We start from the raw sequence: 26,343 nt of genomic DNA on the forward strand, positions 1-26,343 counted from the left end.
GGTGGTTTTTTTTGGCCGGGAAAGCGCGCGAAGGCAGTTCGCGGCGCCGTGATTTAAGCGGGTAACAGGCCGGCAGCCTGATAATCCGCGATCAGCTGATCAAACAGCGCAATGTCGGAACGGCTGCGGGCCATCAGCTGGGCTCCGGCCACCGCGGCGAAGATGGCCCGCGCCCGCGGCAGGCTCTGTTCCGCCGGGGTCGCGCCCGCTTCCTGCAATCGCGAGGCGAGCCACGCCACATTGATATCCGCAAAATGCTGCACTTCGGTTTTCACCGCCTCCGGGAGATCGTCATATTCGGCTGACATAAAACTGCCCATGCAGAGGCGATTTTCGCTTTCCAGGGAACGACGGAAAATATGCGGATAGTGCCGCAGACAGGCCAGCGCATCCGGGTTCGATTCACGAAGCGCCTCAAGATCGGCGGCGGTGTCTTCCCAGTAGCGTCTGGCAACGGCAGCCCCTAATTCCGCTTTGCCAGGAAAATGGTGATAGATGCTGGCTGCTTTGATTCCCACTTCACTCGCCAGTTCGCGAAAATTGAGGCCCACATAGCCGTGCGCCTGCGCACTTTTGCGTGCGGCAGACAAAATCGCTTCTTTTGCATTCTTACTCATCGGTTCCTCCTGCGACAATAATCTCATCCTACCATCTGGCAGGTAGTTGTTGACAGCAGAAAATAGCCGGTCTATTGTTTCCCTACCAACTGACAGGTAGGTAAATGAAAATGCAAAACGAACTCTTCTTTAACGATGCCACCGCGCTGGCTGAACTGATTCGCAACGGTGACGTCTCACCGGTTGAGGTGGTTAACGCTCACCTTGATCGAATCGAACAAACGAATCCGCAGATAAACGCGATCGTAACGCTGGCAGGGGATGCGCTGAAAGCGGCAAAACTGGCTGAGCAGGCGGTTCGCGCAGGCCAGCCGCTGGGCCCGCTTCACGGTGTGCCCTTTACCGTGAAAGACTCGATCGATACGGCTGGCGTGATGACCCAGCGTGGTTCACCAATTTTTAAACATCGTCTGCCGGCCCAGGATGCTACCAGCGTGGCGCGGCTGAAACAGGCCGGTGCTATTCTGCTGGCGAAAACCAACTTACCCGAATTTTCCTACTGGATTGAGAGTGACAATTTACTCAGCGGCCGCACCAATAATCCCTGGGACCTGAGCCGCACACCCGGTGGCTCAAGCGGCGGTGAATCGGCTGCCATTGCTGCCGGCATGTCTCCGCTCGGACTGGGTACCGATCTGGCCATTTCCGTCCGGGGTCCGGCGTCACAAACCGGTATCACCTCGATCAAAGCAACTCACGGCAGCATACCGATGACCGGCATCTGGCCACGGGCTCCGCGCCGTTTCTGGCATGTCGGACCGATGGCCCGTTCAGTTCGTGATATTGCGCTCGCATTCTCCTTGCTGACGGGTCCGGATGGGCAGGATGCCTTTTCCAGCCTTGCCGGACAAAAAGGGCCAGGCAGGACGGGGCAGAACGATCGTCCACTGCGCATTGGCTGGATGACCGGGCCAGGCTTTGGACCGGTTGATGCCGACGTGGCCGCGGTGGTAAAAGCTGCTGCCAGCGCCCTTGAGCAGACCGGCGTTCAGGTTGAGCCGGTGAGTATTCCGGCACTGGAACGGGATTTTGCGCTGGAGGTATTCAATCGCCTGCATGTGATGGAGATGAAGCCCGCTTTTGCCGCCGCGGTTGCGGGTCGGGATCAGAGTGAAATCTATAAAATGGCCAGAACTATGCTGTCACTGCCTGATACGCCGCTGCATGACTACATCGAAGCGGAACAGGCCGCAGAGCGGATTCGTGATGGTTATGCAGATTACTTCTCGCGCTACGATGCGCTGATTACCCAGGTATTACCGATTCCGGCCCACAAACATGATATCGGGCAACTGGTGATAGAGGGTCAGACCGTCGACGCAACCTGGCTGCAAGGCGCAACCGTCCCGCTCAACGTCACCGGCTTACCCGGCATCGCATTGCCTTTTGGCCGAAGTCGTGAGGGTCTGCCGATCAACATTCAGATTACCGGCAGGTGGCATGATGAAGCGACGATTTTTGATGTTGCTACCCGGCTGGAAATGCTAAGTCCGGTTAAGGGACTGCATCCCGGACTGCCGGGATAAAGTTAAATCTTAATCAAGCCAGCGAGCGGAAGTGTGGCTAGCTGGCTCTTCCTGATTATTTACCGCCTGCGCACCCGGTCAGATTTCCTCTCAGCCTGTGTATCCGCGTTGTGTTGCCGGGCTGGGTTCAGATGTTGATCGGTTTGCCTGTGGCGCTGATGATCCGTCGTTTCCGAAAAGAGCCGACAGTAAAAAACCGTTTCAGTTTACCAGGTCATTTCGCCGGTATTCACTTTGGCACTCAGCGCCAGTGAACCTTCTTCGGCCAGTTGCGGCCAGGCGGCTTTCAGCGCGTGAATAACCTGCGGTGAGGTTTTATATTGCGCCAGCGTCGCGTCAAAACTCTGAAGATACTTCAGCGTAAAATCGACAGCCTGACTACCGGCAGGACGTTCGCCGAGGTAGTGGCCAGGAATGACGTTTTTCGCCTGCAGTCCCTGCATTTCAGTCAGCACGTTGCGCCAGGCGGTGCGGCTTTGCACCGATTGCGTATCGGCGGTCCAGACATGAATGCCGGATGAAATCGCCGTCCCACCCAGGATGGTCTTTTCAGACGGAACCCAGACGTAAGCGGCATATTCATCAGGATGACGTAGCTCCAGTACTTCACCATCGATGCTGAAACGGGTCTGATGGGTGACGACAGGCAGCGTCAGCTTATCCGGCGCTCCTTGTTTCATCTGAGGTCCCCACCAGGCCAGCTTGGCCTGATGTGTCTGCTGAATGTGCTTTACCACGCCGGGCGTCGCAACCACCTTCACGTCAGGATAGGCCTTCACGATCGGTTCCAGACCAAAATAGAAATCAGGATCGCCAGAGGTGATCACAATCTCCTTCAGCGTTTTCCCGCTACGTTTAATCATCTCAACCAATTTTTCACCGTCGAGAGTGCTGAACTGCGCATCGAACAGAATGGCTTCTTTCGGGCCGCTGACCAACGTGGAGGAGACGGCAAAAACCCCTTTGTGCTGCGGGTTATAGGTGTCGAAATGGAGCGGGGCCGCAGTGGCCGCGGTCGCGGTCGCGGTCAGAATCAGGGTGAACGGTAACAGCGTCTTTTTCATTATTTATCCTTCGTGTTGCGGGCGTGCTTGCCTGACAAATTTCAGCGCCGCGCCGGGAGAGTCCGCAGGCGTCGCTGATGGCTCAGCCACTGGTGTTTTTTATCTGCGGGAGAGAGCGCGCTATTTTACCGGTTTTGTTATCTGGTAGAATTCCCGCAATCAGAGATGCTGAGTTTCATAAATCGTACAGGTGATGAGATGGATCGCGTGACTGCAGCGGCAGTGTTTAACCGGATATGTGAGCTGGGCAGTTTAAGTGCGGCGTCACGGGCGCTGGGGATCTCACGACCAATGGTCAGCCGCTATCTGGAGGAGATGGAAAAGTGGGCCGGTACCCGTCTGCTGCACCGCTCTTCGCGTCGTTTAACCCTGACTCCGGCTGGCGAAGCTATCCTGCTGAGAACCCGTCAACTGGCGCGACTTTCGGAAGAGATAGAGCAGGAGACGACGCAGGCTTCACCTGCCGGTACATTGCGCATTGCCTGTGCGCATTTTACCGCGACGCATCTTGTCGGCCCGGCTATTCCTGACTTTCTGGCCCGTTATCCGGCGCTGCGTATTGAACTGGAAATTAACAATCAGCCGGTCAGCCTGATTGGTGAACGGATCGATCTGGCCATCCGCATCACCGATGCGCCGGAGAAGGGTGCCATCGCACGCCGTCTGGGTGAGTGCCGTTCGGTGCTGTGTGCTTCACCGGCCTATCTTGCAAAACAGGGAACGCCGCAGACGCCTGAAGAGCTAGCGGTTCACAATTGTCTCTATTACAGTCGTTTTGCCGGCCAAAGCTGGCATTTTACCGCACCGCAGGGTGAAAAGATCGCCGTTGCCGTGCGTGGGAATTTCAGTGCCGGTATTTCATCGCTGCTGTGTGACGCTGCTATCGCCGATTGTGGCGTGGCGATGGTACCGGAGCAGGAAGCGCGCAGCAGCCTGGAGAGCGGCAAGCTGGTTCAGATCTTGCCGGATTATCAGCCGCAGACGTTCGGCATCTGGGGGCTCTATCTGTCGCGCGAACATCAGTCCGCCGCACTGCGGCTGTTTCTGGATGAACTGAAGAAAACCATCGCTCAGGTAAGCGGATAAGACCCATCGCTGATCTTAACTGACAGCATAAAAGGTGCTGAAAATGAGTCATGAACAACCGACCTACTGGAACCCTATGGTGCCTGAGCTGACCGTGTCTGATTTCGCGGCTTCATTACATTTCTATATCGAGATACTCGGCTTTGAACTGATGAACCAGCGCAAAGATCCCCCCTTCGCTTATCTCAGCATCGGCGACGCACAGTTAATGATTGAGCAATATCACGCAGAGGGCTGGAAAACGGGGGCACTGGAAAGACCGTTTGGACGTGGCGTTAACTTTCAGATCGAGGTTGATGATATTAAACCGATAGTATCGAGCCTGAAACTGAATGGCATTCCGCTATTCCGGCCGTTGCAGGATAATTATTATGTTATCGGCGAGACAACGGCGTGTCAGCGAGAGTGTCTGGTGCAGGACCCGGATGGTTATCTACTGCGTTTCAGTAAATTTATCTCGTGATCCAAAGAGTGACTGAGAAACAATCGTAGCGGGTTACTGATCTGGTCAGGTGGTGAATATTGTGACGGAATAATATTTCTGGTTAAAGGCCTCGTTATTAAGCATTGCCTGAGGCCTTTACTTTAATGCAGGTCGGTTTACTCTCTGCCCGGAATGATATTATCCGATTTGAAAGGCCATAAACATACCGTTGTTAAACCAGGTTACTTTCTCACCATAACCGTTGAGGGTCCAGCCAGCTTCTCCGATGGCGGAGTTTTCCCAGCTTTTATTCTCTGTCGCGCTGGCCAGGCCAATTTCATTAATGCTTTTGGCGGCGCGATTGTAATTAAAAATGCCTGAGTTCAGGCCAGCATCATTCCACATGCCCATCAGGCTGGCATAGCCAATATCTGCACCGCTGACGGCATTCATCTCTGCAACATTTAACCTACGCATTTTAACGTCCTTATTACTTAGGTTGTGCGGCTAAAATTAACAGCGTGCTAATTCTAGCAGCAAACTATTGAGGCCAGCGAGTCATCAATCGAAGGCGAGTATTGTCATAAGCTAATTTAAAATTCAGGCCGGCATTTGAAGTATGGATTTTATTCGATTGACTCGATAGGGGCTCTATGGAAGCACAATTATTCAGTGCTGAATCTGTTTCGGAAAATAGATCTTTGAAAATATGTTGTTAATTTACAGCGCTAAAAAATTAACCATTAAAAAATAAAACGTAGGGCATGGAGCAATGAGCAGAAGTGCGGCGTTACGCAATGTTTTTTTAAATGTAAAGTGCGTTACGCACGATCCTCAATCGGCTCGCTCTAAAAAAGTGTAAACGGCAGATTCTGGCCGCGACTCAACCCGTTTCGTCCGTCAACAACATAACCAGCAAACCTGCCGCTGTGCGGCAGGCTCAGCACAGCCGTTGGTAACCCGGTCTGTGCCTGGCTGAAAGGGAACGGCGTTGCACCGCGATATATTCATTTGATGTCCAGCAGCGAAATGATGAGGCTGAAGAAAAAAAATGGTTAGCGCTTTAATGATAATCACCAGCCTGAGTTTTGAACGTTGATCACGACCAGCAGAGACGCTAAATAAAAATGCTAAGAAAAATCTCAAAGCCCAGCGGTTGAGCTATACTCATCTACGTCTTAATTTATTCAGTCAAGTCACATTCGGCTATTTAACGCCCTGTAATGACGCATTCAGCAGGGTAGTCATCACGCTGAGGGTTTCCTTACCTCTTTTTCTTATCGCTGGCCTCAATATACCGCGGTGAATGCCGATAACGGTCTGACACACTCAGGAGAATGCGCAATGAAATTATCGTTAAACGCCTGCTTAGCCACACTGCTTTTTACATTGTTTGGACAGAGTGCCAGCGCAGAAAGTTTGTCTTCCTCCGGCACTATTAGCTTCAGCGGAGCGATTGTTAATGGCTCCTGTGATATGAATGTGATGCAGAATCCGGCGGCGCTTCAGTGTACCGATCCGATGACCGGTAAAATGGTAGTCAGCACCCTGGATATGACGAAATCGCAAAAGATGGGTCAATTGCCATTCACAGTCGAAACGAAATGGCTTGATGCCGCTAAACGGCAGGGCATGGTTACAGTTACCTACCTCTGATCCCCTTTATTTCCTCCTGAAAGAGTAAAATGCGGCCCGGCAACGATATCAGCGGCTTATTTGCCGCTGATAGACGCAAGCCAGATAGAATGAATTAAGAAATAAGAAGCGTGATTGATTGCCTGCTAATTAATTTATCGCGAGGAGATTACCGCCGCCATTCTGCTTTTTACCACCGCATCCAATAAAGCCATGCTGAAGTCAGGGTTAATATCGAATGGATTTCAAATCCAGGATTAATAACTGGCTCACGCTGCGTTGACCTGCCCGACTAACCGGCCGTTGCAGGAAGAAGGCAGTCTGTTATCCCTCAACCCCAGGGCACCTTTAACACAACGCTTTATCCGGTATTACGGATTGGCTGAATGGTTCGCTGGCGCGGGGCGTCAAACTCCGGCCCTTATCGCAATATGATATGCATCCACAGCAGGAACGCGGACGGCTGCCCGACTATGCCTGCGGCAGTGTCAGGACGCGTTCGGTCCGCTGAAGGCCTGTCTGGCCGCCGCCGGGATGGTATTCAATTCGCTGCACTGCGCCTTCTGAAAAACTGCCGCCTCCTGTTGCTGACGGAAGCGCGGGCTGGCAGCAGGCCACGTCAGGAACAATTCCTTTAAACCATTGATTAAATTAATAGATTTCAAAAGTGCTATTCTGTGTGGCAGAGCGAAAACGGTCAGACACGGTTCGATCGCGCTGACAGCAGAATAAATTCTGCCTGCGCCAGTGCGGGCAGAAGCTCAATATTGCGAATACGTTCGCCTTTGTAAGCGGTAAAGGAGGAAGGTAAATGCACTATAGAAAACTGGGTCATTCCGGATTACAGGTTTCGCGCTTTGTACTGGGTACGGTGCCTTTCGGCGGAAAAGCGGGCTTTGAAAAAACCGGCAATGTGAATGCCGCTGAAGCACGACGCTTCATCGATATCGCCCTGGATCACGGCGTCAATATGATTGATACCGCCGATCTCTATTCGATGGGTGGGGCCGAAGAAGTGGTCGGTGAAGCGCTGGGCGACAAGCGCGATCGGCTGATTATCGCCAGCAAAGCTCGCAGCCCGCTGGGCGACGGGCCGAACCAGAGCGGTGCCAGCCGCTATCATCTGATCAGAGCCTGCGAAGCCAGCCTGCGACGTCTGAGAACCGATCACATCGATCTCTACCAGATTCACAACTGGGATGGCATTACGCCGGTTGAAGAGACGTTACGCGCACTGGAAGATTTGGTGAAAAGCGGCAAGATTCGTTACTTCGGCACTTCGAACTACACGGCATGGCAGATGATGAAAACGCTGGGCAGCGCCGAAGTTAACCAGCTGATGAAGCCCATCAGCCAGCAAATTTACTACACGCCGGAGTCGCGCGAAGCGGAGTACGAACTGCTGCCGATGGCGCTGGATCAGGATATTGGCACGCTGGTGTGGGGACCGCTGGGAGAAGGACTGTTAACCGGTGCCGTGAACCGCCACAGCAAAGCACCTGCAACAACGCGGCAGGGAAGCGGCTGGCCTGAGCCCTATGTGCATGACATGGATCGGGCATATGACATTATCGACGTGCTCGCCGGGGTGGGCGCAGAACTTAACGCTTCGATATCGCAGGTTTGCCTCGCGTGGCTGGCGACCCGACCGGCGATTACTTCGCTGATTGTCGGTAACCGGACAGAAGCGCACCTGCGCGAGAACCTGGCCGCTTTTGACCTTCAGCTCAGCGAGGCGCAGCGGCAGCGCATTGAAAAGGTGACGCGCCCGGCACCGCAGTATCCTTACTGGCATCGGTTTACCAGCGGTATGGATCGTCTTGATCCCGCGGAGCAGGTTTTCCTGGATGAGTACCGCCAGACGCTGGATGAACGTCAGGATCAGGCCCGCAAATAATGTCCACAGGCCACCTCGTCAGGTGGCCTTTTTACTGTTCACCACCCACTTCAGGGAGCAAAACCATGACATTCCGCTGGCAGGACCGGTCGCTGAGCGCAGATGAACGCGCCGAAAGCGTTCTGGAACAGATGACCCTCGACGAAAAAATGCGCTGGCTCAGCGGACCGATGGCGATCCCGGCACCGGGTGAAGCCCCGGTTCCGGGAGCTTTAGGGTCAGCGGCCTGCTATCCGGCGATTGAGCGGCTGGGTATTCCGGCAATGCAACAATCGGACGCCAGCCTGGGCGTCGGGAACCTGGCGAACGTGCGGCCTGGTGACAATGCCACGGCGCTGCCCTCATCGCTACTGCTGGGGGCGGGGTTTGACCCGGCGATGGCCGAAACCACCGGCAACATGCTGGGGCGAGAAGCCCATGCCAAAGGTTTTAATGTGCAGCTGGCAGGCGGTGCCAATCTGATCCGCGAACCGCGAGGTGGCCGTAACTTTGAATATATCTCAGAAGATCCGCTGCTGACCGGGATCATAGCTGGCCATTCGGTGAAAGGCATTCAGTCACAGCACGTAGTTTCCACCGTGAAACATTTTGCGCTGAATGCGCAGGAAACCGGGCGCGTGCTGGCCAGTTCCGATATTGATGAACAGGCGATGCAACAGTCGGATCTGCTGGCGTTCCGGATCGCCATTGAACTGGGCGAGCCGGGTGCCGTGATGCCGGGTTATAACCTGGTCAATGGCGAATGGGCCAGTGAAAACCGTCACCTGTTGCAGCAGGTATTGAAAACGGAGTGGGGCTTTAAAGGCTGGGTGATGTCGGACTGGGGCGCAACCCATTCTACCGACAAGGCCGCGCTGGCCGGGCTGGATGTACAGTCCGGCAGCAACATGGACCCGGAGCCCTTCTTTGGCGATCCACTCAGGCAGGCGGTGGAACAGGGACGGATTCCGGCTGAGCGACTGGATGAGATGGTCAGACGGCAGTTAAGAAGCCTGTTTGCTGTCGGGGCGATAGACTTTCCCGCCACGCCGGGCGTGCCGATTGATTACAGTGCCCATCGGCTGATCGCCCAGCGGTCGGCGGAAAACGGCATCGTACTGCTGAAAAACAGAGATCGCTGCCTGCCGCTGGCGCTGAATCTGCCGCGTCTGCTGGTGGTGGGCGGCCATGCGGACAAAGGGGTGTTATCCGGCGGTGGTTCCTCTTCGGTTACGCCGGTTGGACATTATGCCGAACAAGGGGCCGCTATCATGGGCGTGGCGGTGCCAAAAGTTTATCATCCCTCATCTCCGCTACACGCCATCCGCTGTGAATTGGGTGCCGCACAGGTGGAATATCTGGAAGGCCACGATCACGACGCCGTTGCCAGCCAGGCCGCCGCCGCTGATGCAGTGATAGTGTTTGTTGAGTCGTGGAATACTGAAGGGCAGGATCTGGCCGATCTGACGCTGCCAGACCAACAGGATCAACTGATCTATGCCGCGGCACGGGCTAATCCCCGCACCATTGTGGTGGCAGAGTCGGGTGGCCCGGTTAAAATGCCGTGGCTGGATGAAGTCGGCGCGGTGCTGGCGGCGTTTTATCCCGGTTCCGGTGGCGGCGAGGCGATTGCCGGCGTGCTGTCTGGGCGGGTGAATCCATCCGGACGGCTGCCGGTAACCTTCCCGCAAGATGAAAATCAACTGCCGCGCCCGGCGATGACCGATCCGACTACCACCACCTCCAATCCCGGCGAGCCGCTGCGCGGTGGCGTGTTTCATGTCGATTACAACATTGAAGGCGCAGATGTGGGCTACCGCTGGTTTGAACGGGAGAAACTGAATCCGCTGTTTCCCTTTGGTTATGGTCTTTCCTATACCCACTTTACCGCCCACAGCCTGCAGATCACCCAGCAGGATGCGCGACTGCACGCCAGCGTCGTGATCAAAAACAGGGGCGATCGGGCTGGCGCAACGGTGGCACAGCTCTACGGCCGACGCATCAGTGATCCCAGCCAGACGTGGCGACTGGCAGGCTTTCAGAAAGTGATGCTTGAAGCGGGCGAAGAGCGGACGATACCGATTGGAATTGAACCCCGTTGTCTCGCCGCGTTCGACGTCAGCAGCCGGGACTGGCAGCAGATGACAGGTGACTATCAGTTCAGGCTGGCTGACAATGCGCTTGATGAAGGCATCAGCCTCAGCCTGACGGTGACGGCGTGACAGCGCCAAGTGAGGCGGCAGGGCGCTGAAAGGCAGAGCGGGACGGTGGCAGTGGCTGTTTCACCGGTGGTTTTGTGCTAACGCATTGACTTTTAATCCCGCTCGCCGAGAATGTCCCTTTTGCGACCTGACCAGATTTTACTGGAGTTCATCATTGCCGTTTATTCCCGTCCCGGCCTGACCGGGACCTTGATCAGGCGAGGCGCAGCGCTGGCTGCTGCACTGCTGCTGGTCAGCTGCGCCTCTCAACCACCACGTTCGCTGGTTACGCCTTTTCCGCCAGTGACAAAGTCACCGCAGCCAGTCACGCCTCAGCCCCCTCAGCCGCAGATAAAACAACCGGTGCGCGGCGTCTGGTTAGCCACCGTTTCGCGTCTCGACTGGCCGCCGGTGGAATCGGTCAACGGCATTCCGGCCGCCCAGCGCATCAGTCAGCAGCAGCGGGCGCTGATCGCTAAGCTGGATAACCTGAAAAGTCTCGGCATCAATACGGTGTTCTTTCAGGTAAAACCCGATGCAACCGCGCTCTGGCCATCAAAAATTCTGCCGTGGTCAGATTTGCTGACCGGCAAAATCGGTGAAGATCCCGGCTACGATCCGCTGCAGTTTATGCTGGATGAGGCGCATAAACGCGGCATTAAGGTACACGCCTGGTTCAATCCCTACCGCGTGTCAGTGAATACCAAACCTTCAACCGTCAGCGCGCTGAATCGTACTCTGTCGCTGCATCCGGCCAGCGTATTCGTGCTGCATCCTGACTGGATTCGCACCGCCGGGGATCGTTACGTGCTTGATCCCGGCATTCCGGCTGTACGTGACTGGATCACCAGCATTGTGGCGGAAGTAGTCGCTCATTATCCGGTAGATGGCGTGCAGTTTGATGATTACTTTTATGCCGAATCGCCCGGTTCGATGCTCAATGACAGCCAGACATTCCGCAGCTGGGGCCAGGGTTTTGCCTCTAAAGCCGACTGGCGCCGCCACAATACGCAGCAGCTGATCGAGCAGGTTTCCCGCACCATTAAGCAACTGAAGCCGGATGTCGAATTTGGCGTCAGCCCGGCTGGCGTCTGGCGCAACCTGTCCCACGATCCTGCCGGTTCGGATACGCGCGGGGCGGCGGCGTACGACGAAGCCTATGCGGATACCCGTCGCTGGGTTCAGCAGGGGCTGCTGGATTACATTGCTCCCCAGCTCTACTGGCCGTTTTCACGCCAGGCGGCCCGTTACGACGTATTAGCTAACTGGTGGGCTGAGGTGGTGAAGCCGACTAAAACCCGACTCTATATTGGTCTGGCGCTATATAAAGTGGGCGAGCCGTCGAAAATTGAGCCTGACTGGACGCGGCAGGGCGGCGTGCCTGAGCTGAAAAAGCAGCTTGATCTGAATGAATCCAACCCGAATATCGATGGCACCATTTTGTTCCGGGAAAATTATCTCAACCAGCCGCAAACCCAGCAGGCGGTCGGATATCTCAGAAGCCGCTGGGGTCGCTAACATCGGACGCAACCGGATGACCAGTGCGGTTAAGTTTTCTCGCTGTGAATACTGCTATTCTCATGTTTTATATGGGGGAACTATGAGCGACTTGATCGATATTTTTACCAGCCACAAAAGTGAACGCAGTTTTACAGAACAACCTGTCGATGATGCCGTACTGGATCGTATTATCAGTACCGCGTATCGCGCACCGACATCGGTTAACTCGCAGCAGGTCTCCGTGGTGGTCACCCGTGACGCCAGCCGGCGCGCGCAGATCGCCGAAATAGCCGGCGGTCAGCCGTGGATTGCTAAAGCACCGGTGTTCATTACCTTTGTGCTCGATATGCATAAATCGGATCTGGCGATATCGGCCATCGATCAGCAGCAGATTGCTCATCAGAGCATTGAAAGCATCGTTTCCGGATCGACTGATATCGGCATTGCGCTCGGCTCGGTGATGGCCGCCGCGCGAGCGGAAGGTCTGGGGATTGTCCCGATTGGCGGTATCCGTCGCGATCCACTGGCGATGATTTCGCTGCTGGAACTGCCACCTCTGACCTTCCCGATTGCCGGTGTGGTCATCGGTCACGTTGATCAGCCTGCGCATCAGAAACCGCGTCTTCCTATGGCGACTTTCCGCCATGAAGAGACCTATCGCACGGAGCACATGTCGCAGCACATTGCCGCCTATAACGACGAAATGGTGCAGCACTGGAAAAACATCGGTCGCAGTGACGGTGAAAGCTGGAGCGAAAGCGTCAGCGGTTACTATAAAAGCATCTATTTCCCGAACGTGTTGCCTGCATTGCTTAAACAGGGTTTTGGCAACGATAAGTAATGGCCGGGCTATAACGCTGACAGTCTGATATCTGCCGCACTCAGGGCCATCCGTAACAGCGATTACGGATGGCCTTTTTTCATTTTGTTACTATAACGCTCCGTGACTTTACGCGGTGTCACCCATAATTTCCCTTTTAACCGAAGCGCTAAGGCTTTGCGCCGCGCTCTGCAGGGAAATCCAATGTCACAGCGTTCTCTCTCAGCACTTTGCCTGATGAGTTTTTTTCTGGCCGATGTCCGGGATGGTCTGGGCCCGTTTTTAGGCATTTTTCTGACCGAACGGCACTGGCGGGCCGACGAAATCGGCCTTGTGATGACCTGTGGCGGTATCGCCGGGCTGCTTGCCACCTTGCCTGCCGGGATCGCAGCGGACGCCACCCGGCAGAAGAAGCTGATCGTTCTGCTGGGTTGCCTGGTGATTACCATTGCGACACTGCTGCTGTGGTACAGCAATCAGAGCTGGACCGCCATGGTGTCGCAGGTTGTGGCGGGCGTTGCAGCGGCTTTTATCGGCCCGACGGTCTCGGGTATCACACTCGGATTAACCGGTCAGCAGGGATTTAATCAGCAGATGGGCCGCAATGAAGCTTTCAACCATGGCGGCAATACCGTCGCTGCACTGCTGGCAGGTTTCTCCGCCTGGTACTGGGGAATGGGTGCGGTATTTATTCTGATGACGCTGATGGCGATTTTTGCTGCGGTAGCGACGCTGGCCATTCGCGGCGATGAAATTGATCATCAGGTAGCGCGGGGATATGAAAAGGATCAACAGTCTGACCCGACCACGGGAATAACAACGCTGATGCGCCAGCCAGCGCTATTGATAGCCGGCATTACGCTGCTGCTGTTTCATCTTGCCAATGCCGCATTACTGCCGATGCTGAGTATGCGTGTGGCTGCAGCGGGCGCGCAATCGGCGGTCAGCCCTGGCCTGTACGCGGCAGCAACGGTGGTGATATCACAAGCGGTGATGATACCGGTGGCGCTTTGGGTGTCAAAACGGATTGGTCAGCAGGGCTATCGCCGGCTGATTATGGTGGCGCTGTTGATTTTACCGTTGCGGGCACTGATAGCCGCCGGCTTTGCCGAACCGATATTTGTGATTCCGGTGCAGATGCTGGACGGCATGGCGGCCGGCATACTGGGAGTAGCGGTGCCCGGTTATATCGTTTCGTTATTGCGCGGTACCGGCCATGTGAATGCCGGTCAGAGCGTGATTATGCTGATGCAGGGCGCGGGCGCTGCACTCAGTCCGGCGATGACCGGTGTCATTGCCGCACGTTATTCTTACAGCACCGCTTTCTACGTACTGGGTGCCATTGCACTCGCTGCGGTTGTCCTGTGGTGGCGCAGCGGGCCTGCACGCGCCATCCGTCTCGCCTGAGCAGAAACAAAAAAGGCTGCCCATTGGGCAGCCGTTTCTGGCAAATCCGTTTGCGACCATCCGTTATTTATACAGTTCTGCGGTCATGTGAACACGGTTGTTGGTGTTCGCTTCCGTAATTTTATACTGCGCGCCCTGTTCCTGAGCCTGGGCAGCGATTTTAGCTTCCGCGCCATCCAGGGTTGATGAGGTGACAGACACGCTCTGAGCGAAGCTGCCGAAGGAGATCAGTGAAAGAGCGGCAAGGGCGGCAATCGAAGTAGCTTTAATGGTTTTCATGGTCATCTTCCTTTGGGTTAGTGAGGAGGTTGTTGGCCTCCGATGGGAATAATAATAACCCAGGTTACCATATCAATAGTGACAATTAATGCGGTAATGATGATCGCACTAACTAATTGCAGAACCTTCGGCCAGGCTCTGCGCGACTTCCGTCATTAAATGACGCAGCCAGCGGTGCGCCGGATCGTCGCGGTAGCGCGCGTGCCAGCCCATCTCGACCGGAAATGTGCCGAGATCGACCGGCGCAGGCAGAACTTTAAGCCGCGGATCTTTTGCCAGATGCTGGCAGATAAGGCGCGGCAGCGTTGCACAATAATCAGTTACCGCAATCATTTCCGGCACCGCCAGAAAATGGGTGACTGAAACGGCAACCTGACGGCGCAGACCGCGCTGTTCAAGCGCCTGGTATAAGCCGGCCCGCATCCGGCCAGGTGGCAGCACGTTAACGTGCCTGAGCTCTTCATACTGTTCCGCAGTCAGCCGGTCAGTGACGTCGGGATGATCGGCACGCACTACGCACGCCAGTCCCTCACTCATCAGGTGCTGCACCACCAGATTATCAGGCGGATCAATGATGCGTCCCAGCACCATATCGGTGTTACCTGATATCACGCCGGTTTCCGTCACGTCGTTGCCAAACGGCGTCAGCCGCAGGCGAATACCCGGCGCGATAGTCCGCAGCCGCGATACGATGGTTGGCATCATGACAAATTCAACGTAGCTATTCGGAGCCAGGGTAAAAAGCCGGGTCGCAGAGTGCGGATCAAAATCCTGCTGATCGAGGATAACCTGATCGATAGCGCCCAGCGAAGCTGCAACCACCTGTGCCAGCTGCTCAGCCTTGGGGGTGGGGCGCATACCGTAGCGCTCGCGAATGAACAGCGGATCGTTAATCGTTTCCCGCAGGCGGTTTAGCGCATTGGAGAGCGCCGGCTGGGTAATACCGAGCCGCTCCGCAGCGCGGGTGACGTTGCGCTCTTCCATCATCACCAGCAGGACAGGCAGTAAATTCAGATCGTATTTCATTGAGCTATAATGCTACGTGAATAGCTGAAATTGAAGAAATAAATTTCAGAAATATGTTCAGCCAGGTGATGATGGTCCGGTCAACAGAGAACACGGTGGTTTTGTCGCCGGTTCCGAACCCTAACCTTAGCCTGACCCGATGCACATAGACGGAGCAAATATGAAAATTTTAATGGTACTGACCTCACATGATGAACTCGGCAACACCGGCAAGAAAACCGGTTTCTGGCTGGAAGAGTTCGCTGCCCCATATTATGCCTTTACCGATGCAGGCGTGGATGTCACGCTGGCCTCACCCAAAGGCGGTCAGCCGCCACTCGATCCTAAAAGTGATGAGCCGGATTTCCAGACCGAAGAGACTCGTCGTTTTCATGGTGATAAAGAGACTCAGGCGGTACTGGCCTCTACTGTCCGTCTGGACTCTGTTTCTCAGGACGCGTTTGACGCCGTCTTCTATCCGGGTGGTCACGGTCCGCTGTGGGATCTGGCCAATGACAAAAACTCTATCGCTTTGATTGAGCAGACGCTGCAGGCGGGTAAACCGGTTGCGCTGGTCTGTCATGCGCCTGGCGTACTGCGTGATGTCAAAACGGCTGATGGCGAACCGCTGGTGAAAGGAAAAAAAGTGACCGGCTTTACAAACTCTGAAGAAGAGGGTGTCGGTCTGACCAATGTGGTGCCATTCCTGGTAGAAGACGTGCTGAAACAGCATGGCGGTATCTACTCCCGCGGAGATGACTGGTCATCTTATACGGTACAGGATGGATTGCTGATCACCGGTCAGAACCCAGGTTCTTCGGTTGAAACCGCACAGCTGCTGCTGAAAAATCTGGCTGACTAACGTCACGGCGTGTAGTACGCAGCATCAATCCTGTCAGGCACCGTCAAGGTGCCTTTATTTTGCCTGCGATATCAGTAGCCAGCGTGTTCTGGTGAGGCCATTCTGCTGTCATCTCCGTGCTCTGCTCAGCGCTGAAGTAAACAGGCATCACAAAATGATATAATCACCCAGCTAATTATTAATGGTTGATAGGTTAGAGATCTATATTTAGCCGCATTGTTAAAATCTGCGACTTATTATGCCTGGCTCCCAAGAGTTATTCCTGACCCGCTGGCGCTACTGACGATATAAACATGTCTTTAAAAACAGTGTTGACTTTGAAATTTAAAAACGTAAAGTAAGACACATCAGAGGCAAACAAGCCGTCTCTGATAGAGAAATAGTAAGTTGAAGGTTGAGTTAAATTAGTCACCACTCCTGTTATATCGAGTCATTTATTAATAGCACTTTTGTATCGCGTTACCGTTAGATTCTGTAGCAGTATGTTGTGTTGTAGTAAGTTTGTTGTAAGTGCTTGAAGTTGAAGTAAGAAGTAGTCGCGATGATGTAAGGCCTCGTAGTTCTGAACGTTTACGTTACGACAGGATACGATTGCGGTTTAAACGTCGTAATGAAAGTAAGGCAACGCATCAAAGAGTATATATCGCGATGGGGGTGTGCAGGTTTATCCGGGCCTGACCTGTCTTTGTCTCATAAAAGACTATCAGGTGGTGAAAACCGCTAATGATAATGAGTGACATTTCGTATTCGTTATTATCCGCAGGACCTGTTCATAAATAGCAGTACCTAAGCAGTAAGTCTCAATTAAGTTCGTTAATGGTAAATGTTAAATTGGCAGTACCTTAAAAGCCCTGGCTATCTCAGTCAGGGCTTTTATCATTGGAGCCGCTGACGATAAAGCATGGTGTTATGGGTAGTGCTATGGGTAAAAGTATCGGTCACACTGCGGACTGCACGCTAACTCCCCTTTCAGCAACAGTGATCCTTTTCATCTCCTGCTCGTGCATAGACGGGTATCGGCTCGTCGTTACTGTCGTTGCTGGTAATCCTCTTCCTGTTGAATCTCTTTATTACTTCCTCTACGTGCAGCATCAGCACTTCCAGTCGGGCGAAACCGGATACCAGAATGCGTCTTGCTGGCTGATCGACCTGAGACAGATGCGTTCATTTTCACAATAGCGCTCACGTCAGCGGGTGTGGCCAGTCATAACCGGACTGTGGAGGAGCTGATCAACGTTTCGATGACCCAGGGAGCGCTTTTTCAGGCCCGCTTTTTGCTGTTCAGTTCCGCCAGTCGTAAGCCGCTACGTTTTACATCGCGTTTAATTTTTTAATCAAAAGTAAAAAAATGTTAACCTGCTATCAGAGGAAAAACTTATATCGATGACGAGTAACTTATTATCATCAATATACTTTTAACCGCTTCCCGTTTTGCTTACGGATATATCGCTATCGCTTCGCCTAAATAGAAATCCGTCCCCGCTGTTTGTAATGGCCTTGCAGGTCGCAGAGGCCTGGCTAGACTTATCACTGCAACACGAAAACGGCTGGCGTAATAGAATTATGCTGGTTGCCATTAATCAAATGACAATATGTTCAGGAGGAAATTATGGCCGAACATCGTGGTGGTTCAGGTAACTTCGCAGAGGACCGTGAGAAAGCATCTGAAGCAGGTAAAAAAGGCGGACATAACAGCGGCGGTAACTTCGCTAATGACCGTGAAAAGGCTTCAGAAGCCGGTAAAAAAGGTGGCCAAAACAGCCATGGTGGTGGACGTAAGTCCGAATAAAAAGCCGACTATACGGTCTTTTTAACCATCAGCCCCGGCGCTCTGCCGGGGCCTGTCGTTTTACCGTTTCGATATAAAAAAAACGCTTCGTTATTATTCCGTCACCTGCAGCGTCATCTTATTTTCCGGTTAGTTAAACCTGATTACTCTCTGTTTAATGTTATCAGATTCGCCGTTTCGTTATTTTCTGAGTTTTTCATTCTTCTGTAATCAATAAATCCCTCTGGTTTAATAGCATAGCGCTAAACCCTTCGATATCATTATTTCTCTGTCATCACTTTTAACGCCCGCCAGAGCAGAAAAATCCTGTTCCGTTGCGCTTATGTTACTGAATGAGTCGTGGATGTAACCAAATCTGTCGCCTCGCTGGCCGTCGAGATCAACAACTGCCGTAGCCACTGATGGCCTTTATGGCGATGGGTGCGTTCATGCCAGGCCAGGGTTTTGGTAAAGCCAGCAACAGGCAGAGGAGGAGGCAGGATGATCAGATCGGCTCCGTTATGCGCAAGGCGACGCGGCACCACACTGATTAAGTCGGTCAGCCGCAGAATGTCGGGTAATACCAGAAAGCTGCAGACAGAGAGCGTGACCCGGCGGCGGCGGCCAAGCGCTGCCAGCGCCTCATCGGTGACGCCAGAGAAACTCCCGCCGGGATAAGAAACCAGCGCATGATCATACGCACAGAAGGCATCCAGGGTGAGCGGTCCGTCTGCTGCCAGTGGGTGATCGTCGCGCAGCAGACACACATATTCTTCGTCGAACAGTCGCCGGCTATGCAACTCCTGTGGCGTCGTATCCGGCGTCAGCAAGGCCATATCCACCTCACCGCGCTCAAACTGCTCCTGCAATGTCGCATTATTGACCGGCACCACAGCAACCCGGATTCCGGGCGCTTCGCGCCGCAGCTGAGCCATGAACGGGACAACGACTGCACGCAGCGCATAATCTGTCGCTGCGATGTGCATCGTCATTTCAGCGGTTAACGGATCAAACTGTTGCGGCTGGAGCAGCTCATCCACTTCCGCCAGAATCGCTTTAACCGGACCAGCCAGTTCCAGCGCCCGCAACGTCGGCACAATACCGCGCTGCGCACGGGTGAACAGCGGATCATTAAAGCTCTCACGCAACCGGGTAAGCATGCCGCTTACCGCTGGTTGGGTCAGCGACAGGCGTTCAGCGGCACGGGTCACGCTGCGCTCATCCAGTAATGCATCCAGCGCTTTCAACAGATTCAAATCCACGTTCTGAAGTGTGGTGCCCATTTTTCCTCACAACCGGCCAGCCAGCATTGGCATTATGATATTAGTTAAAATAATATCACGGATAATTTATTGCGATTGGCGTTATTTCAGGGCTCGCCCGACACTAAGCCTGTCCGCTGCAACGCCCGGCGATGCAGCTTCCAAACTAATTGAGGGTCGAAAAAATGAAAATGAACGCAATTGTATGGCCAGAAGGTTTTGTCCCGGGTTACACCGATAACTTTTGCTCGAATGAAGTGATCGTGAAGGATCTGACCGTCGAAGATATCTGGCACTTACTGAGTGAACCGGTGCGCTGGTCTGATTATTATGCCAATTCAGCCAATGCTCGTTTCTATGACCATAAAGGCCCGGTGCTGGAGCAGGGCGTGCGCTTCTATTTCGAGACCTTTGGCTTTCCGGTAGAAGCGCAGGTCACTGAATGTGTGGCGCCAGCTGAAGGTGAGGCCGCACGTCTGGCCTGGCATGGCTGGGCCGGTGAACCCGGTGCCGCCGATCGCCTTGATGTGCTGCATGCCTGGCTGATTGAAGCTCTGCCGGGTAACCGGGTGCGGATTCTGACTCAGGAGACGCAAAACGGACAACCGGCCCGCGAGTTAGCCGTCACCAAACCAAATCCGATGATCAATGGACATCAGGAGTGGCTGGATGGGCTGGTGGCTGCGGCAACATCGGCTAAAGCCTGAGCCGGACGAGCTGATCCGCCTTCATGCTCAGACCCAAACCTGCCATCCCTTTAGCCAGCGGCAGGTTCGCGCACCGCACAGTGCGCCCGCCATGTTATCGACGTCCGTTGCGATTGATCGGTTGCCGGAGAGAGGCCTTGCGCTGCGGCTATCCGTCTCCCGGCACTTACGGAAAATCAGGAGCATGACAAAGGCTCATCGCAGTCGCGTCAGAATATTTTTGCTGATGCGTGACGATGACGCCTGCTTCAAAATATTCCTGAAGGAATAACGGTTGGCAGGTCTCACTCTGTAATCTGAAATTAAATCGTTTTCAGGCTGTTAATTTCCGGAGAGGAGTGCTATGAAAGCGACGATATTAGTTGTGGTGAAGTGTAAATAAATCCTGCTGGAATATGTAATATAAACTGTATCTATATCATCGTGTTAAGTACGTCCTGTTCCTGAGGTTTTTTTAAAAAGAAACTTTCATCCAGCCGCATCTTGCCATTTTTTACAGTTTCACATGGTAAAAATAATTTCCTGAGCCATATTAATTAATCCAGGGTAAATCACCTGGCTGATGAATAATGCCTGTTACTTTCCCGTTATTTTAAAAATATCTGATGATGTAAGGGACTAATATGAGCTCTGATTCCATTAACACGCTTTCCACTGATTTGTCTCAGTTTGTCGGCACGCACTTTGTCTACACCTACGACAACGGCTGGAAATATGAATGGTATGCACGTAATGAAACCACCTGCGATTACCGCATTCATCAGGGGCTGGTGGGCGGTCGCTGGGTGACTAATCAGAAAATGAATGCGGTGCAGTTTGCGCCAGGCATTTATAAGGTTGACTGGCATGAACCTACCGGAACCTGCGTCAGCCTGCTGTTTGATCTGTCACGTAAGATCGTTCACGGCACCATCTTTTTCCCGCAGTGGATTGCTGGCGAAGGTCAGCATCCGGAGAAGACGATTTGTTATCAGAACGATTTTATAGAAGACATGCATCGCTTCCGCGATGAAGGTCCCGCTTATCCCTACGTCATAATTCCTGAGTTTGCTGAGGTCACTTATATGAAAAATGAGGGCGCAGACAACGATGAGGTGATCAATAAAGCGCCGGGCCAGTTGCCCAGCGACTTTTTTGACGGTAAGTAAGCGATAAGGTTACCCGTCCTGCTGCGGGCGGGTAACCGGCGACTGCCGTGCCAGCGTCCGGGCCAGTATTGAGGAGTAAAGAGGTTTGCCGCCAAGAAACTGTGCCAGCAGCGTGGCGCCCAGGCAGGTAATAATCATCGGCAAAATCAGCTGGTAGTTATCGGTCATCTCCAGCACCAGTACAATGCCGGTCAGCGGCGCACGCACTGATGCGGCAAACAGCGCACCCATGCCGGCGATAGCGAAGGTACCAGGATCGAGCTGGTAGAGCGGGAAGAGCCCGGTCATCACCACCCCAAACGCAGTACCCAGCAGCGTGCCAAGCGCCAGCATCGGCGCAAAGATGCCGCCCGGCGCACCGGAGCCAAAGCAAAGCAGCGTGGTGATCAGCCGGACGATAAAAATCAGCAGCAACAGGGCGAGAGGAAAGTTTCCATGTACCGCCTGAGGAATCAGTTCTGAACCGCCGCCCGCGCCCGGCGCAAACAGCAGTGACATCACACCGCAGCCGCCACCGAGCAGCGCGCCAGCCAGCAGGACGCGAGCCGTTTTACCGGCATACAGGCGGGCAAACAGATCCTGTGTCAGAAATATCAGACGATTGAATGCGACACCGACCAGGCCAATCACCATCCCCAGCACCAGATAGAGCCACAGCGTCTGTACCGGCGCATCTGCCAGTTTGCCCACCGAGATCACCGCCTGCTCACCGTTAAAGCAGCGATAAACGATGCTCGCCATGATCACCCCGGTGAACACCGCTTTTATCGAGATCAGGTTATAGCGAAACTGAGGGCGCATCTCTTCGATAATAAACAGGATACCGGCCAGCGGCGCGTTAAAGGCGGCTGCCAGACCCGCCGCCGCCCCGGTCGCCAGCAGCGTATGACGCGTCTCGTTGCTGCGCAGCCCAATGATATCAATCACCATCCGGCCAATATTGCCGCCCAGCTGAACGGTAGGGCCTTCCCGGCCCAGTACCATTCCGGCGCCCAGCGTGCCCAGACCGCCAAAAAACTTCACCGGAATGACTCGCCACCAGCGCACCGGTCGCAACTCCTCCAGCGCCCCTTCAATTTCAGGGATGCCTGAGCCGCCCGCTTCAGGGGCAAAACGCTTCACCAGAAAATAGCCGACCATCGCCAGAACGGCTGAGACTGCAAACGCGACTGCATAGAGCGACGCGCCCTGCAGCAGCGCCGGAGAGATGTTATCAGCTCGCCACTGCTGTATCGCCTGAACTGCGCTGGCAAACGCCACGCCAGCCAGACCGACCAGCGTACCAACCAGCGCGGCACAGAACAGCACCGCCAGTGGGGTTTTATCGCGATAGAGCAAAGCACGAAACATCCGGCTGCGCGCAGCCAGCGTGCGGGGAACATACACCGACTGCGGTGATTCTTCATTCATGCGGAAAGGTTCTTGTTTGTATCAGACCAGGCCTCACAGTGTACTGAGTGACGCCGGGAATACAAAACATCATGCGAATGCCTTGCCGATCTGAAGCGCTGGCGGTTATCCCGCCTGCGGTGGACATACCACCTGGGCCATCCGTTCGCGGTAGGCTGAGTTATCGTTATTTTTAAGCGCCTGCGCTGCCGCAATTAACGGCGTTTTATCCTGCGGGTCATTCAGGAAGGTCTGGCGCAGGGCGTCATCTGAAAGGTTGGGTGGCAACTGGCATTTCTGACGCAAATCATCGGTAATCTGCTGTTCCTGAAGGGCAAACTTCAGCGTTTCATAAGCCGATTTAGCCATCGCCAGCGGGCTAAACAGCAGTGAAATAATCAGGGCGGTGCGTACCACTTTAATCATGATGATCTCCGGAGGATTGCAGATCTGAGCAGGTCTTCAGCCGTTTTCAGTTAGCACTCATTGCGATGAGTGATTAGCCTGAAAGCAATATCGTTAACGGATTGCAGTCAACGAGCCGCAATTGACTCACTAATCATAGCAATACTGGCGCTACAGGGAGCAGAGATGCAGCCACATTCCACTGAAATTCTCGCCGCAGATTGTTGTATCGTCGGCGGCGGCCCGGCCGGATTAATGCTGGGCTATCTGTTTGCCCGTGCGGGTCTTAGGGTCGTCGTCATCGAAAAGCACGCCGATTTCCTGCACGATTTTCGCGGCGACACCATTCATCCCTCGACGCTGGAGATCATGGCTGCGCTCGGTTTATTAGAAGGTTTACTGAAGCTGCCGCATCAGCGCGCGGAAAAACTGGAGGCGGAGATCGCGGGCCAGAACATCACCATGGCGGATTTCTCGCGACTGCCGGTGCAGTGCCGTTTTATCGCCTTTATGCCGCAGTGGGATTTCCTGAATTTCCTTGCGGCAGAAAGCGCCCGCTACCCCGGTTTTACGCTGCTGCAATCAACGGCGTTTGAAGATTTTCTCTACGATCATGACAGCGTCAGCGGCGTGATCGCCAGCCGCGGCGACCAGCAACTGCATATCCGCTGCAAAGTGGTGATCGGCGCCGATGGTCGTCACTCACAGGTCAGAGCGCGAGCCGCACTCACCAGCCAGACATTCGGCGTTGCGCGTGATGTTATCTGGTTCCGGCTGAGCAAACAGCCAGACGATCCTGTGTCTGGCATGGGACACAAAGGTCCGCGGCAAAACTTTATTGTGATCGATCGCGGTGACTACTGGCAGTGCGGCCTGACGATTCCGAAAGGCGAATTTGAGACGAAAAAAGCCGCCGGCCTTGAGACTTTTCTTGCTGAGGTTGCGGCGATTTCGCCGTTTGGCGCCGGACGCATCAACGAAATCACTCACTGGGATCAGTTTAAGCTGCTGTCGATTCGCATTGACCGGCTGGATAAGTGGGCCAGGCCTGGCGTGTTATGCATTGGTGATGCCGCTCATGCGATGTCACCGATTGGTGGCGTTGGCGTCAATCTGGCGATTCAGGACGCGGTGGCGACGGCTAATCTGCTTACCGGGCCGCTGCTGGCCGGTGAACTGACGCTGCGCGATCTGGAAAAGGTCCAGCAGCGTCGGCAATTTCCCACGGTGGCGACGCAATTCCTGCAAATTAAAATGAGCCGTAATAAGGCCAGACGCAAATCGACCCAGGGCAGTAAAATCCCGGCGATAATCCGCCGCCTGCCGTTTCTGCGTTTTGTCTTTGGCCGACTGATTGGGCTGGGTTTCCGTACTGAAACGCCGCTGTTGCACAAGTAAAGGAAAGAAGTAAATGGTTTCGACAGCGATCAGATATCATGCGACACTGTTTCACGCTGAAATTAATGTCAGCCTGCATCGCTACCTGTCTGAAATTTGGGCGCTAATTAAGTCTTATTAAGCGAGATTATTTTCGGTTTTGCGCCTGTATAGGGGATATTTCAGTGCATAACGATCAAAATGGCAGTGACGAAAAACGTCTCAAGGCGGTCAAAGCACTCTTGTCACCTGATGAAACCCGCGATCAGGTGCTGGAGAAATTTGTTCATCTGGCCAGCCAGGTATTAGGGATCTCCGGCAGTTTTATTTCTATTATTGACGACCATAATCAATATATTAAGGCCTCGCGCAATTTCGACCTAAAACAGTCGACCCGCGATGAGTCCCTGTGCCGCCACGTTATTGATGGCGAAGGGCATCTGGTGGTGTTCGACACTCTGCTGGATTCACGCTTTGCTGTGCACCCGTTTGTGGAAGGTGAGCCGCATATCCGTTTCTACGCCGGGGTTTCGCTTGAGAACCTCGACGGTGCGGTGCTGGGTACGTTGTGCGTCACTGACACTCAGCCGCATTCGTTCTGCGCAGAGAAGCTCGACACGCTGAAGCTGCTGGCCAGACTGGTGACCTCGTTTCTCGATGCCTGGAACAATGCCGGTTTCGCCGATGTCATCACCCATCTGCCTAACCGGCCAAGGCTGATCCGCGATATTCAGCAACTGTCGGTCACCGCACCCCACAGTCGCTTTCGTCTAATCCTGATCGACTGCATTGATATCCCACGCGCCTATGAATTGTCGCGCACCGTGGGCATCGCGCCGATGGAAAAACTGCTGCGACAGATGGCGGAGCAGGTCACTGCGCGGCTTGATTTGCCTGCGGGCGAAACGCTTTACTCATTCGCGCCCGGCCGTTTTGCGGTGATCCAGCCCTGGTCAGGTCGCTATACCGCACACAGCATGATTGAGGTGCTGCAGGGGATGAAGGCGGATCTGGCAGAAAATATCACCCTCGATCTGGATATTTTTACCGGCGAAACTGATTTTGTACCCGGTCAGGTCAGTGCCAATGAGATGGTCCGTCAGGCGGTCAGTGCGCTGCATGAAGCGATTGATGAAGGTATCAGCACAATGTCTTTTGATGAGAGCTACGATACCCGCCGGACTGAAGATTTCATGATCATGAACGATCTGGCGCTGGCGCTGAAAAAAGATGAAGGTCTCTACCTGGCTTATCAGCCCAAAGTCTGCCTGAAAAGTGGCAAGACGGTGGGGCTGGAAGCCCTGATTCGCTGGCATCATGCAGAACGTGGCGAACTGTTCCCGTCGGAGTTCGTCCCCTTAGCCGGCAAAACCAACCTGATTTCCGATCTGACTAACTGGGTCATCGACCATGTTATCGATCAGCTGGCGCGCTGGAACCGTGAATACACCCTGATTCCGGTGTCGATTAACGTCAGCGAGCGGGATTTCTCGAAAAAAGAGTTTGCCGATTCGCTGGTGGCGAAACTGCAGGCAGCGCAACTGCCCGCCTCGGTTATTGGCATTGAGTGTCTGGAAAATGAGCTGATCACCGGGAATAACATCGCTATTCATGGCCTGGAAGCGCTGAAATCGCACGGCTTTGTCATCTCGCTGGATGACTTTGGTACCGGCTACAGTAACATCAGCTACCTGCAGGATATTCCGCTGGACGTGATCAAAATCGACATGTCGCTGATTTCCCGGATGGCGGAAGATGACTCGTCAAAAATCATCGTCAAACGGATTATTCAGATGCTGAAAGAGCTGAACTATACCGTGCTGGCTGAAGGGGTTGAGACTGAGGCAACGCTGGGGTTACTGAAGGAGTACGGATGCGATCAAATCCAGGGCTACTTCTTCTCTAAACCGCTGCCCGCCAGTGATATTGAGCACTGGCTGTATCAGAAACCGCTCTGATGTGAAGCCCGCAGCCACCGCTGCGGG

At 54.1% G+C, this 26,343-nt stretch carries 23 protein-coding genes and 1 pseudogene; 16 read left to right on the forward strand and 8 right to left on the reverse strand.

All coding sequences use genetic code 11. The annotated features are described in order from the left end of the window. Positions 1 to 53: 53 nt before the first annotated feature. Complete coding sequence (locus WFK59_RS14340) at positions 54 to 617, reverse strand: TetR/AcrR family transcriptional regulator (protein WP_233988307.1); 564 nt, start codon at positions 615 to 617, stop codon at positions 54 to 56. Positions 618 to 721: 104 nt separating this feature from the next. Here WFK59_RS14340 and WFK59_RS14345 point away from each other — a divergent pair, with 104 nt between their 5' ends. Continuing rightward, on the forward strand, positions 722 to 2,143 hold the full coding sequence (locus WFK59_RS14345; RefSeq protein ID WP_336756084.1) for an amidase: 1,422 nt from the start codon (positions 722 to 724) through the stop codon (positions 2,141 to 2,143). Positions 2,144 to 2,349: 206 nt separating this feature from the next. Here the strand turns inward: WFK59_RS14345 and WFK59_RS14350 are convergent, their stop codons facing one another. Further along, positions 2,350 to 3,207: a Vmh family MBL fold metallo-hydrolase gene (locus WFK59_RS14350; RefSeq protein ID WP_336756085.1), complete on the reverse strand. Its 858-nt coding sequence runs from the start codon at positions 3,205 to 3,207 to the stop codon at positions 2,350 to 2,352. A gap of 198 nt (positions 3,208 to 3,405) precedes the next feature. On the opposite strand from WFK59_RS14350, the pseudogene WFK59_RS22135 reads away from it, so the two are divergent. From WFK59_RS22135 to WFK59_RS14360, 3 genes and pseudogenes are all read left to right on the forward strand, one after another. After that, positions 3,406 to 3,582, forward strand: a pseudogene (locus WFK59_RS22135) (helix-turn-helix domain-containing protein); the annotation flags it as partial. Positions 3,583 to 3,684: 102 nt separating this feature from the next. Then, positions 3,685 to 4,293 (forward strand): substrate binding domain-containing protein, encoded by a 609-nt coding sequence (locus WFK59_RS14355; protein WP_442956315.1) that lies wholly within the window; start codon positions 3,685 to 3,687, stop codon positions 4,291 to 4,293. A gap of 43 nt (positions 4,294 to 4,336) precedes the next feature. Next, positions 4,337 to 4,756: a bleomycin resistance protein gene (locus tag WFK59_RS14360; RefSeq protein ID WP_336756087.1), complete on the forward strand. Its 420-nt coding sequence runs from the start codon at positions 4,337 to 4,339 to the stop codon at positions 4,754 to 4,756. 159 nt (positions 4,757 to 4,915) lie between these two features. Here the strand turns inward: WFK59_RS14360 and WFK59_RS14365 are convergent, their stop codons facing one another. Continuing rightward, complete coding sequence (locus WFK59_RS14365; protein WP_336756088.1) at positions 4,916 to 5,194, reverse strand: hypothetical protein; 279 nt, start codon at positions 5,192 to 5,194, stop codon at positions 4,916 to 4,918. Positions 5,195 to 6,061: 867 nt separating this feature from the next. Here WFK59_RS14365 and WFK59_RS14370 point away from each other — a divergent pair. The 6 genes from WFK59_RS14370 (at position 6,062) to WFK59_RS14395 (ending at position 14,156) form a co-directional block, all read left to right on the forward strand. After that, positions 6,062 to 6,373 carry a type 1 fimbrial protein gene (locus WFK59_RS14370; protein ID WP_233988300.1) on the forward strand — a complete coding sequence of 104 codons (312 nt, stop codon included), beginning with the start codon at positions 6,062 to 6,064 and terminating at the stop codon, positions 6,371 to 6,373. 790 nt (positions 6,374 to 7,163) lie between these two features. Next, complete coding sequence (locus tag WFK59_RS14375; RefSeq protein ID WP_233988299.1) at positions 7,164 to 8,249, forward strand: aldo/keto reductase; 1,086 nt, start codon at positions 7,164 to 7,166, stop codon at positions 8,247 to 8,249. A gap of 65 nt (positions 8,250 to 8,314) precedes the next feature. Then, on the forward strand, positions 8,315 to 10,450 hold the full coding sequence (locus tag WFK59_RS14380; protein WP_336756089.1) for a glycoside hydrolase family 3 C-terminal domain-containing protein: 2,136 nt from the start codon (positions 8,315 to 8,317) through the stop codon (positions 10,448 to 10,450). 120 nt (positions 10,451 to 10,570) lie between these two features. Further along, complete coding sequence (locus tag WFK59_RS14385) at positions 10,571 to 11,947, forward strand: glycoside hydrolase family 10 protein (RefSeq protein ID WP_336756090.1); 1,377 nt, start codon at positions 10,571 to 10,573, stop codon at positions 11,945 to 11,947. Positions 11,948 to 12,029: 82 nt separating this feature from the next. Beyond that, a complete protein-coding gene (locus tag WFK59_RS14390) occupies positions 12,030 to 12,770 on the forward strand; it encodes a nitroreductase family protein (RefSeq protein WP_336756091.1) in 741 nt (246 codons plus the stop codon). Positions 12,771 to 12,953: 183 nt separating this feature from the next. Continuing rightward, complete coding sequence (locus WFK59_RS14395) at positions 12,954 to 14,156, forward strand: MFS transporter (RefSeq protein ID WP_336756092.1); 1,203 nt, start codon at positions 12,954 to 12,956, stop codon at positions 14,154 to 14,156. Between the two features lie 63 nt (positions 14,157 to 14,219). On the opposite strand, the gene WFK59_RS14400 is transcribed toward WFK59_RS14395, so the two are convergent. Both WFK59_RS14400 and WFK59_RS14405 read right to left on the reverse strand, forming a co-directional pair. Continuing rightward, entirely contained in the window at positions 14,220 to 14,435 is a 216-nt protein-coding gene (locus tag WFK59_RS14400) for a YdgH/BhsA/McbA-like domain containing protein (RefSeq protein ID WP_031375549.1), read from the reverse strand. 108 nt (positions 14,436 to 14,543) lie between these two features. Then, entirely contained in the window at positions 14,544 to 15,461 is a 918-nt protein-coding gene (locus WFK59_RS14405) for a LysR substrate-binding domain-containing protein (protein ID WP_336756093.1), read from the reverse strand. Positions 15,462 to 15,621: 160 nt separating this feature from the next. On the opposite strand from WFK59_RS14405, the gene WFK59_RS14410 reads away from it, so the two are divergent. Next, positions 15,622 to 16,302 (forward strand): type 1 glutamine amidotransferase domain-containing protein, encoded by a 681-nt coding sequence (locus tag WFK59_RS14410; RefSeq protein ID WP_336756094.1) that lies wholly within the window; start codon positions 15,622 to 15,624, stop codon positions 16,300 to 16,302. A 1,609-nt stretch (positions 16,303 to 17,911) separates the two neighbouring features. After that, positions 17,912 to 18,091, forward strand: coding sequence for a general stress protein (locus WFK59_RS14415; protein WP_233988292.1), 180 nt, complete (start codon positions 17,912 to 17,914; stop codon positions 18,089 to 18,091). 320 nt (positions 18,092 to 18,411) lie between these two features. Here the strand turns inward: WFK59_RS14415 and WFK59_RS14420 are convergent, their stop codons facing one another. Then, positions 18,412 to 19,353 (reverse strand): LysR family transcriptional regulator, encoded by a 942-nt coding sequence (locus WFK59_RS14420; protein ID WP_336756095.1) that lies wholly within the window; start codon positions 19,351 to 19,353, stop codon positions 18,412 to 18,414. A 170-nt stretch (positions 19,354 to 19,523) separates the two neighbouring features. Here WFK59_RS14420 and WFK59_RS14425 point away from each other — a divergent pair, with 170 nt between their 5' ends. Together WFK59_RS14425 and WFK59_RS14430 are read left to right on the forward strand one after the other, a co-directional pair. Continuing rightward, positions 19,524 to 20,039, forward strand: a complete 516-nt coding sequence (locus WFK59_RS14425) for an SRPBCC domain-containing protein (RefSeq protein WP_233988785.1) — start codon at positions 19,524 to 19,526, stop codon at positions 20,037 to 20,039. Positions 20,040 to 20,662: 623 nt separating this feature from the next. Next, positions 20,663 to 21,187, forward strand: coding sequence for a phenolic acid decarboxylase (locus WFK59_RS14430; protein WP_262287746.1), 525 nt, complete (start codon positions 20,663 to 20,665; stop codon positions 21,185 to 21,187). 9 nt (positions 21,188 to 21,196) lie between these two features. Here WFK59_RS14430 and clcA read toward each other — a convergent pair whose 3' ends face one another. Both clcA and WFK59_RS14440 read right to left on the reverse strand, forming a co-directional pair. Beyond that, positions 21,197 to 22,597 carry a H(+)/Cl(-) exchange transporter ClcA gene (gene clcA, locus WFK59_RS14435; protein ID WP_336756096.1) on the reverse strand — a complete coding sequence of 467 codons (1,401 nt, stop codon included), beginning with the start codon at positions 22,595 to 22,597 and terminating at the stop codon, positions 21,197 to 21,199. Positions 22,598 to 22,702: 105 nt separating this feature from the next. After that, entirely contained in the window at positions 22,703 to 23,002 is a 300-nt protein-coding gene (locus WFK59_RS14440; protein ID WP_336756097.1) for a YicS family protein, read from the reverse strand. 165 nt (positions 23,003 to 23,167) lie between these two features. On the opposite strand from WFK59_RS14440, the gene WFK59_RS14445 reads away from it, so the two are divergent. Continuing rightward, positions 23,168 to 24,379: an FAD-dependent oxidoreductase gene (locus WFK59_RS14445; protein WP_233988288.1), complete on the forward strand. Its 1,212-nt coding sequence runs from the start codon at positions 23,168 to 23,170 to the stop codon at positions 24,377 to 24,379. 164 nt (positions 24,380 to 24,543) lie between these two features. Then, positions 24,544 to 26,316: a sensor domain-containing phosphodiesterase gene (locus WFK59_RS14450; protein ID WP_233988287.1), complete on the forward strand. Its 1,773-nt coding sequence runs from the start codon at positions 24,544 to 24,546 to the stop codon at positions 26,314 to 26,316. Positions 26,317 to 26,343 lie beyond the last annotated feature (27 nt).

It is taken from the genome of Pantoea sp. USHLN298, from assembly GCF_037149395.1.
Classification (GTDB): domain Bacteria; phylum Pseudomonadota; class Gammaproteobacteria; order Enterobacterales; family Enterobacteriaceae; genus Pantoea; species Pantoea astica.

Bases quoted from the DNA above. Each gene is read 5' to 3' on its own strand.
- WFK59_RS14410 (WP_336756094.1), top strand. From the start codon at position 15,622: ATGAAAATTTTAATGGTACTGACCTCACATGATGAACTCGGCAACACC.
- WFK59_RS14445 (WP_233988288.1), top strand. From the start codon at position 23,168: ATGCAGCCACATTCCACTGAAATTCTCGCCGCAGATTGTTGTATCGTC.
- WFK59_RS14365 (WP_336756088.1), bottom strand. From the start codon at position 5,194: ATGCGTAGGTTAAATGTTGCAGAGATGAATGCCGTCAGCGGTGCAGAT.
- WFK59_RS14345 (WP_336756084.1), top strand. From the start codon at position 722: ATGAAAATGCAAAACGAACTCTTCTTTAACGATGCCACCGCGCTGGCT.
- WFK59_RS14425 (WP_233988785.1), top strand. From the start codon at position 19,524: ATGAACGCAATTGTATGGCCAGAAGGTTTTGTCCCGGGTTACACCGAT.
- WFK59_RS14430 (WP_262287746.1), top strand. From the start codon at position 20,663: ATGAGCTCTGATTCCATTAACACGCTTTCCACTGATTTGTCTCAGTTT.
- WFK59_RS14415 (WP_233988292.1), top strand. From the start codon at position 17,912: ATGGCCGAACATCGTGGTGGTTCAGGTAACTTCGCAGAGGACCGTGAG.
- WFK59_RS14405 (WP_336756093.1), bottom strand. From the start codon at position 15,461: ATGAAATACGATCTGAATTTACTGCCTGTCCTGCTGGTGATGATGGAA.
- WFK59_RS14400 (WP_031375549.1), bottom strand. From the start codon at position 14,435: ATGAAAACCATTAAAGCTACTTCGATTGCCGCCCTTGCCGCTCTTTCA.
- WFK59_RS14390 (WP_336756091.1), top strand. From the start codon at position 12,030: ATGAGCGACTTGATCGATATTTTTACCAGCCACAAAAGTGAACGCAGT.
- WFK59_RS14360 (WP_336756087.1), top strand. From the start codon at position 4,337: ATGAGTCATGAACAACCGACCTACTGGAACCCTATGGTGCCTGAGCTG.
- WFK59_RS14370 (WP_233988300.1), top strand. From the start codon at position 6,062: ATGAAATTATCGTTAAACGCCTGCTTAGCCACACTGCTTTTTACATTG.
- WFK59_RS14350 (WP_336756085.1), bottom strand. From the start codon at position 3,207: ATGAAAAAGACGCTGTTACCGTTCACCCTGATTCTGACCGCGACCGCG.
- WFK59_RS14440 (WP_336756097.1), bottom strand. From the start codon at position 23,002: ATGATTAAAGTGGTACGCACCGCCCTGATTATTTCACTGCTGTTTAGC.
- WFK59_RS14375 (WP_233988299.1), top strand. From the start codon at position 7,164: ATGCACTATAGAAAACTGGGTCATTCCGGATTACAGGTTTCGCGCTTT.
- clcA (WP_336756096.1), bottom strand. From the start codon at position 22,597: ATGAATGAAGAATCACCGCAGTCGGTGTATGTTCCCCGCACGCTGGCT.
- WFK59_RS14395 (WP_336756092.1), top strand. From the start codon at position 12,954: ATGTCACAGCGTTCTCTCTCAGCACTTTGCCTGATGAGTTTTTTTCTG.
- WFK59_RS14380 (WP_336756089.1), top strand. From the start codon at position 8,315: ATGACATTCCGCTGGCAGGACCGGTCGCTGAGCGCAGATGAACGCGCC.
- WFK59_RS14420 (WP_336756095.1), bottom strand. From the start codon at position 19,353: ATGGGCACCACACTTCAGAACGTGGATTTGAATCTGTTGAAAGCGCTG.
- WFK59_RS14340 (WP_233988307.1), bottom strand. From the start codon at position 617: ATGAGTAAGAATGCAAAAGAAGCGATTTTGTCTGCCGCACGCAAAAGT.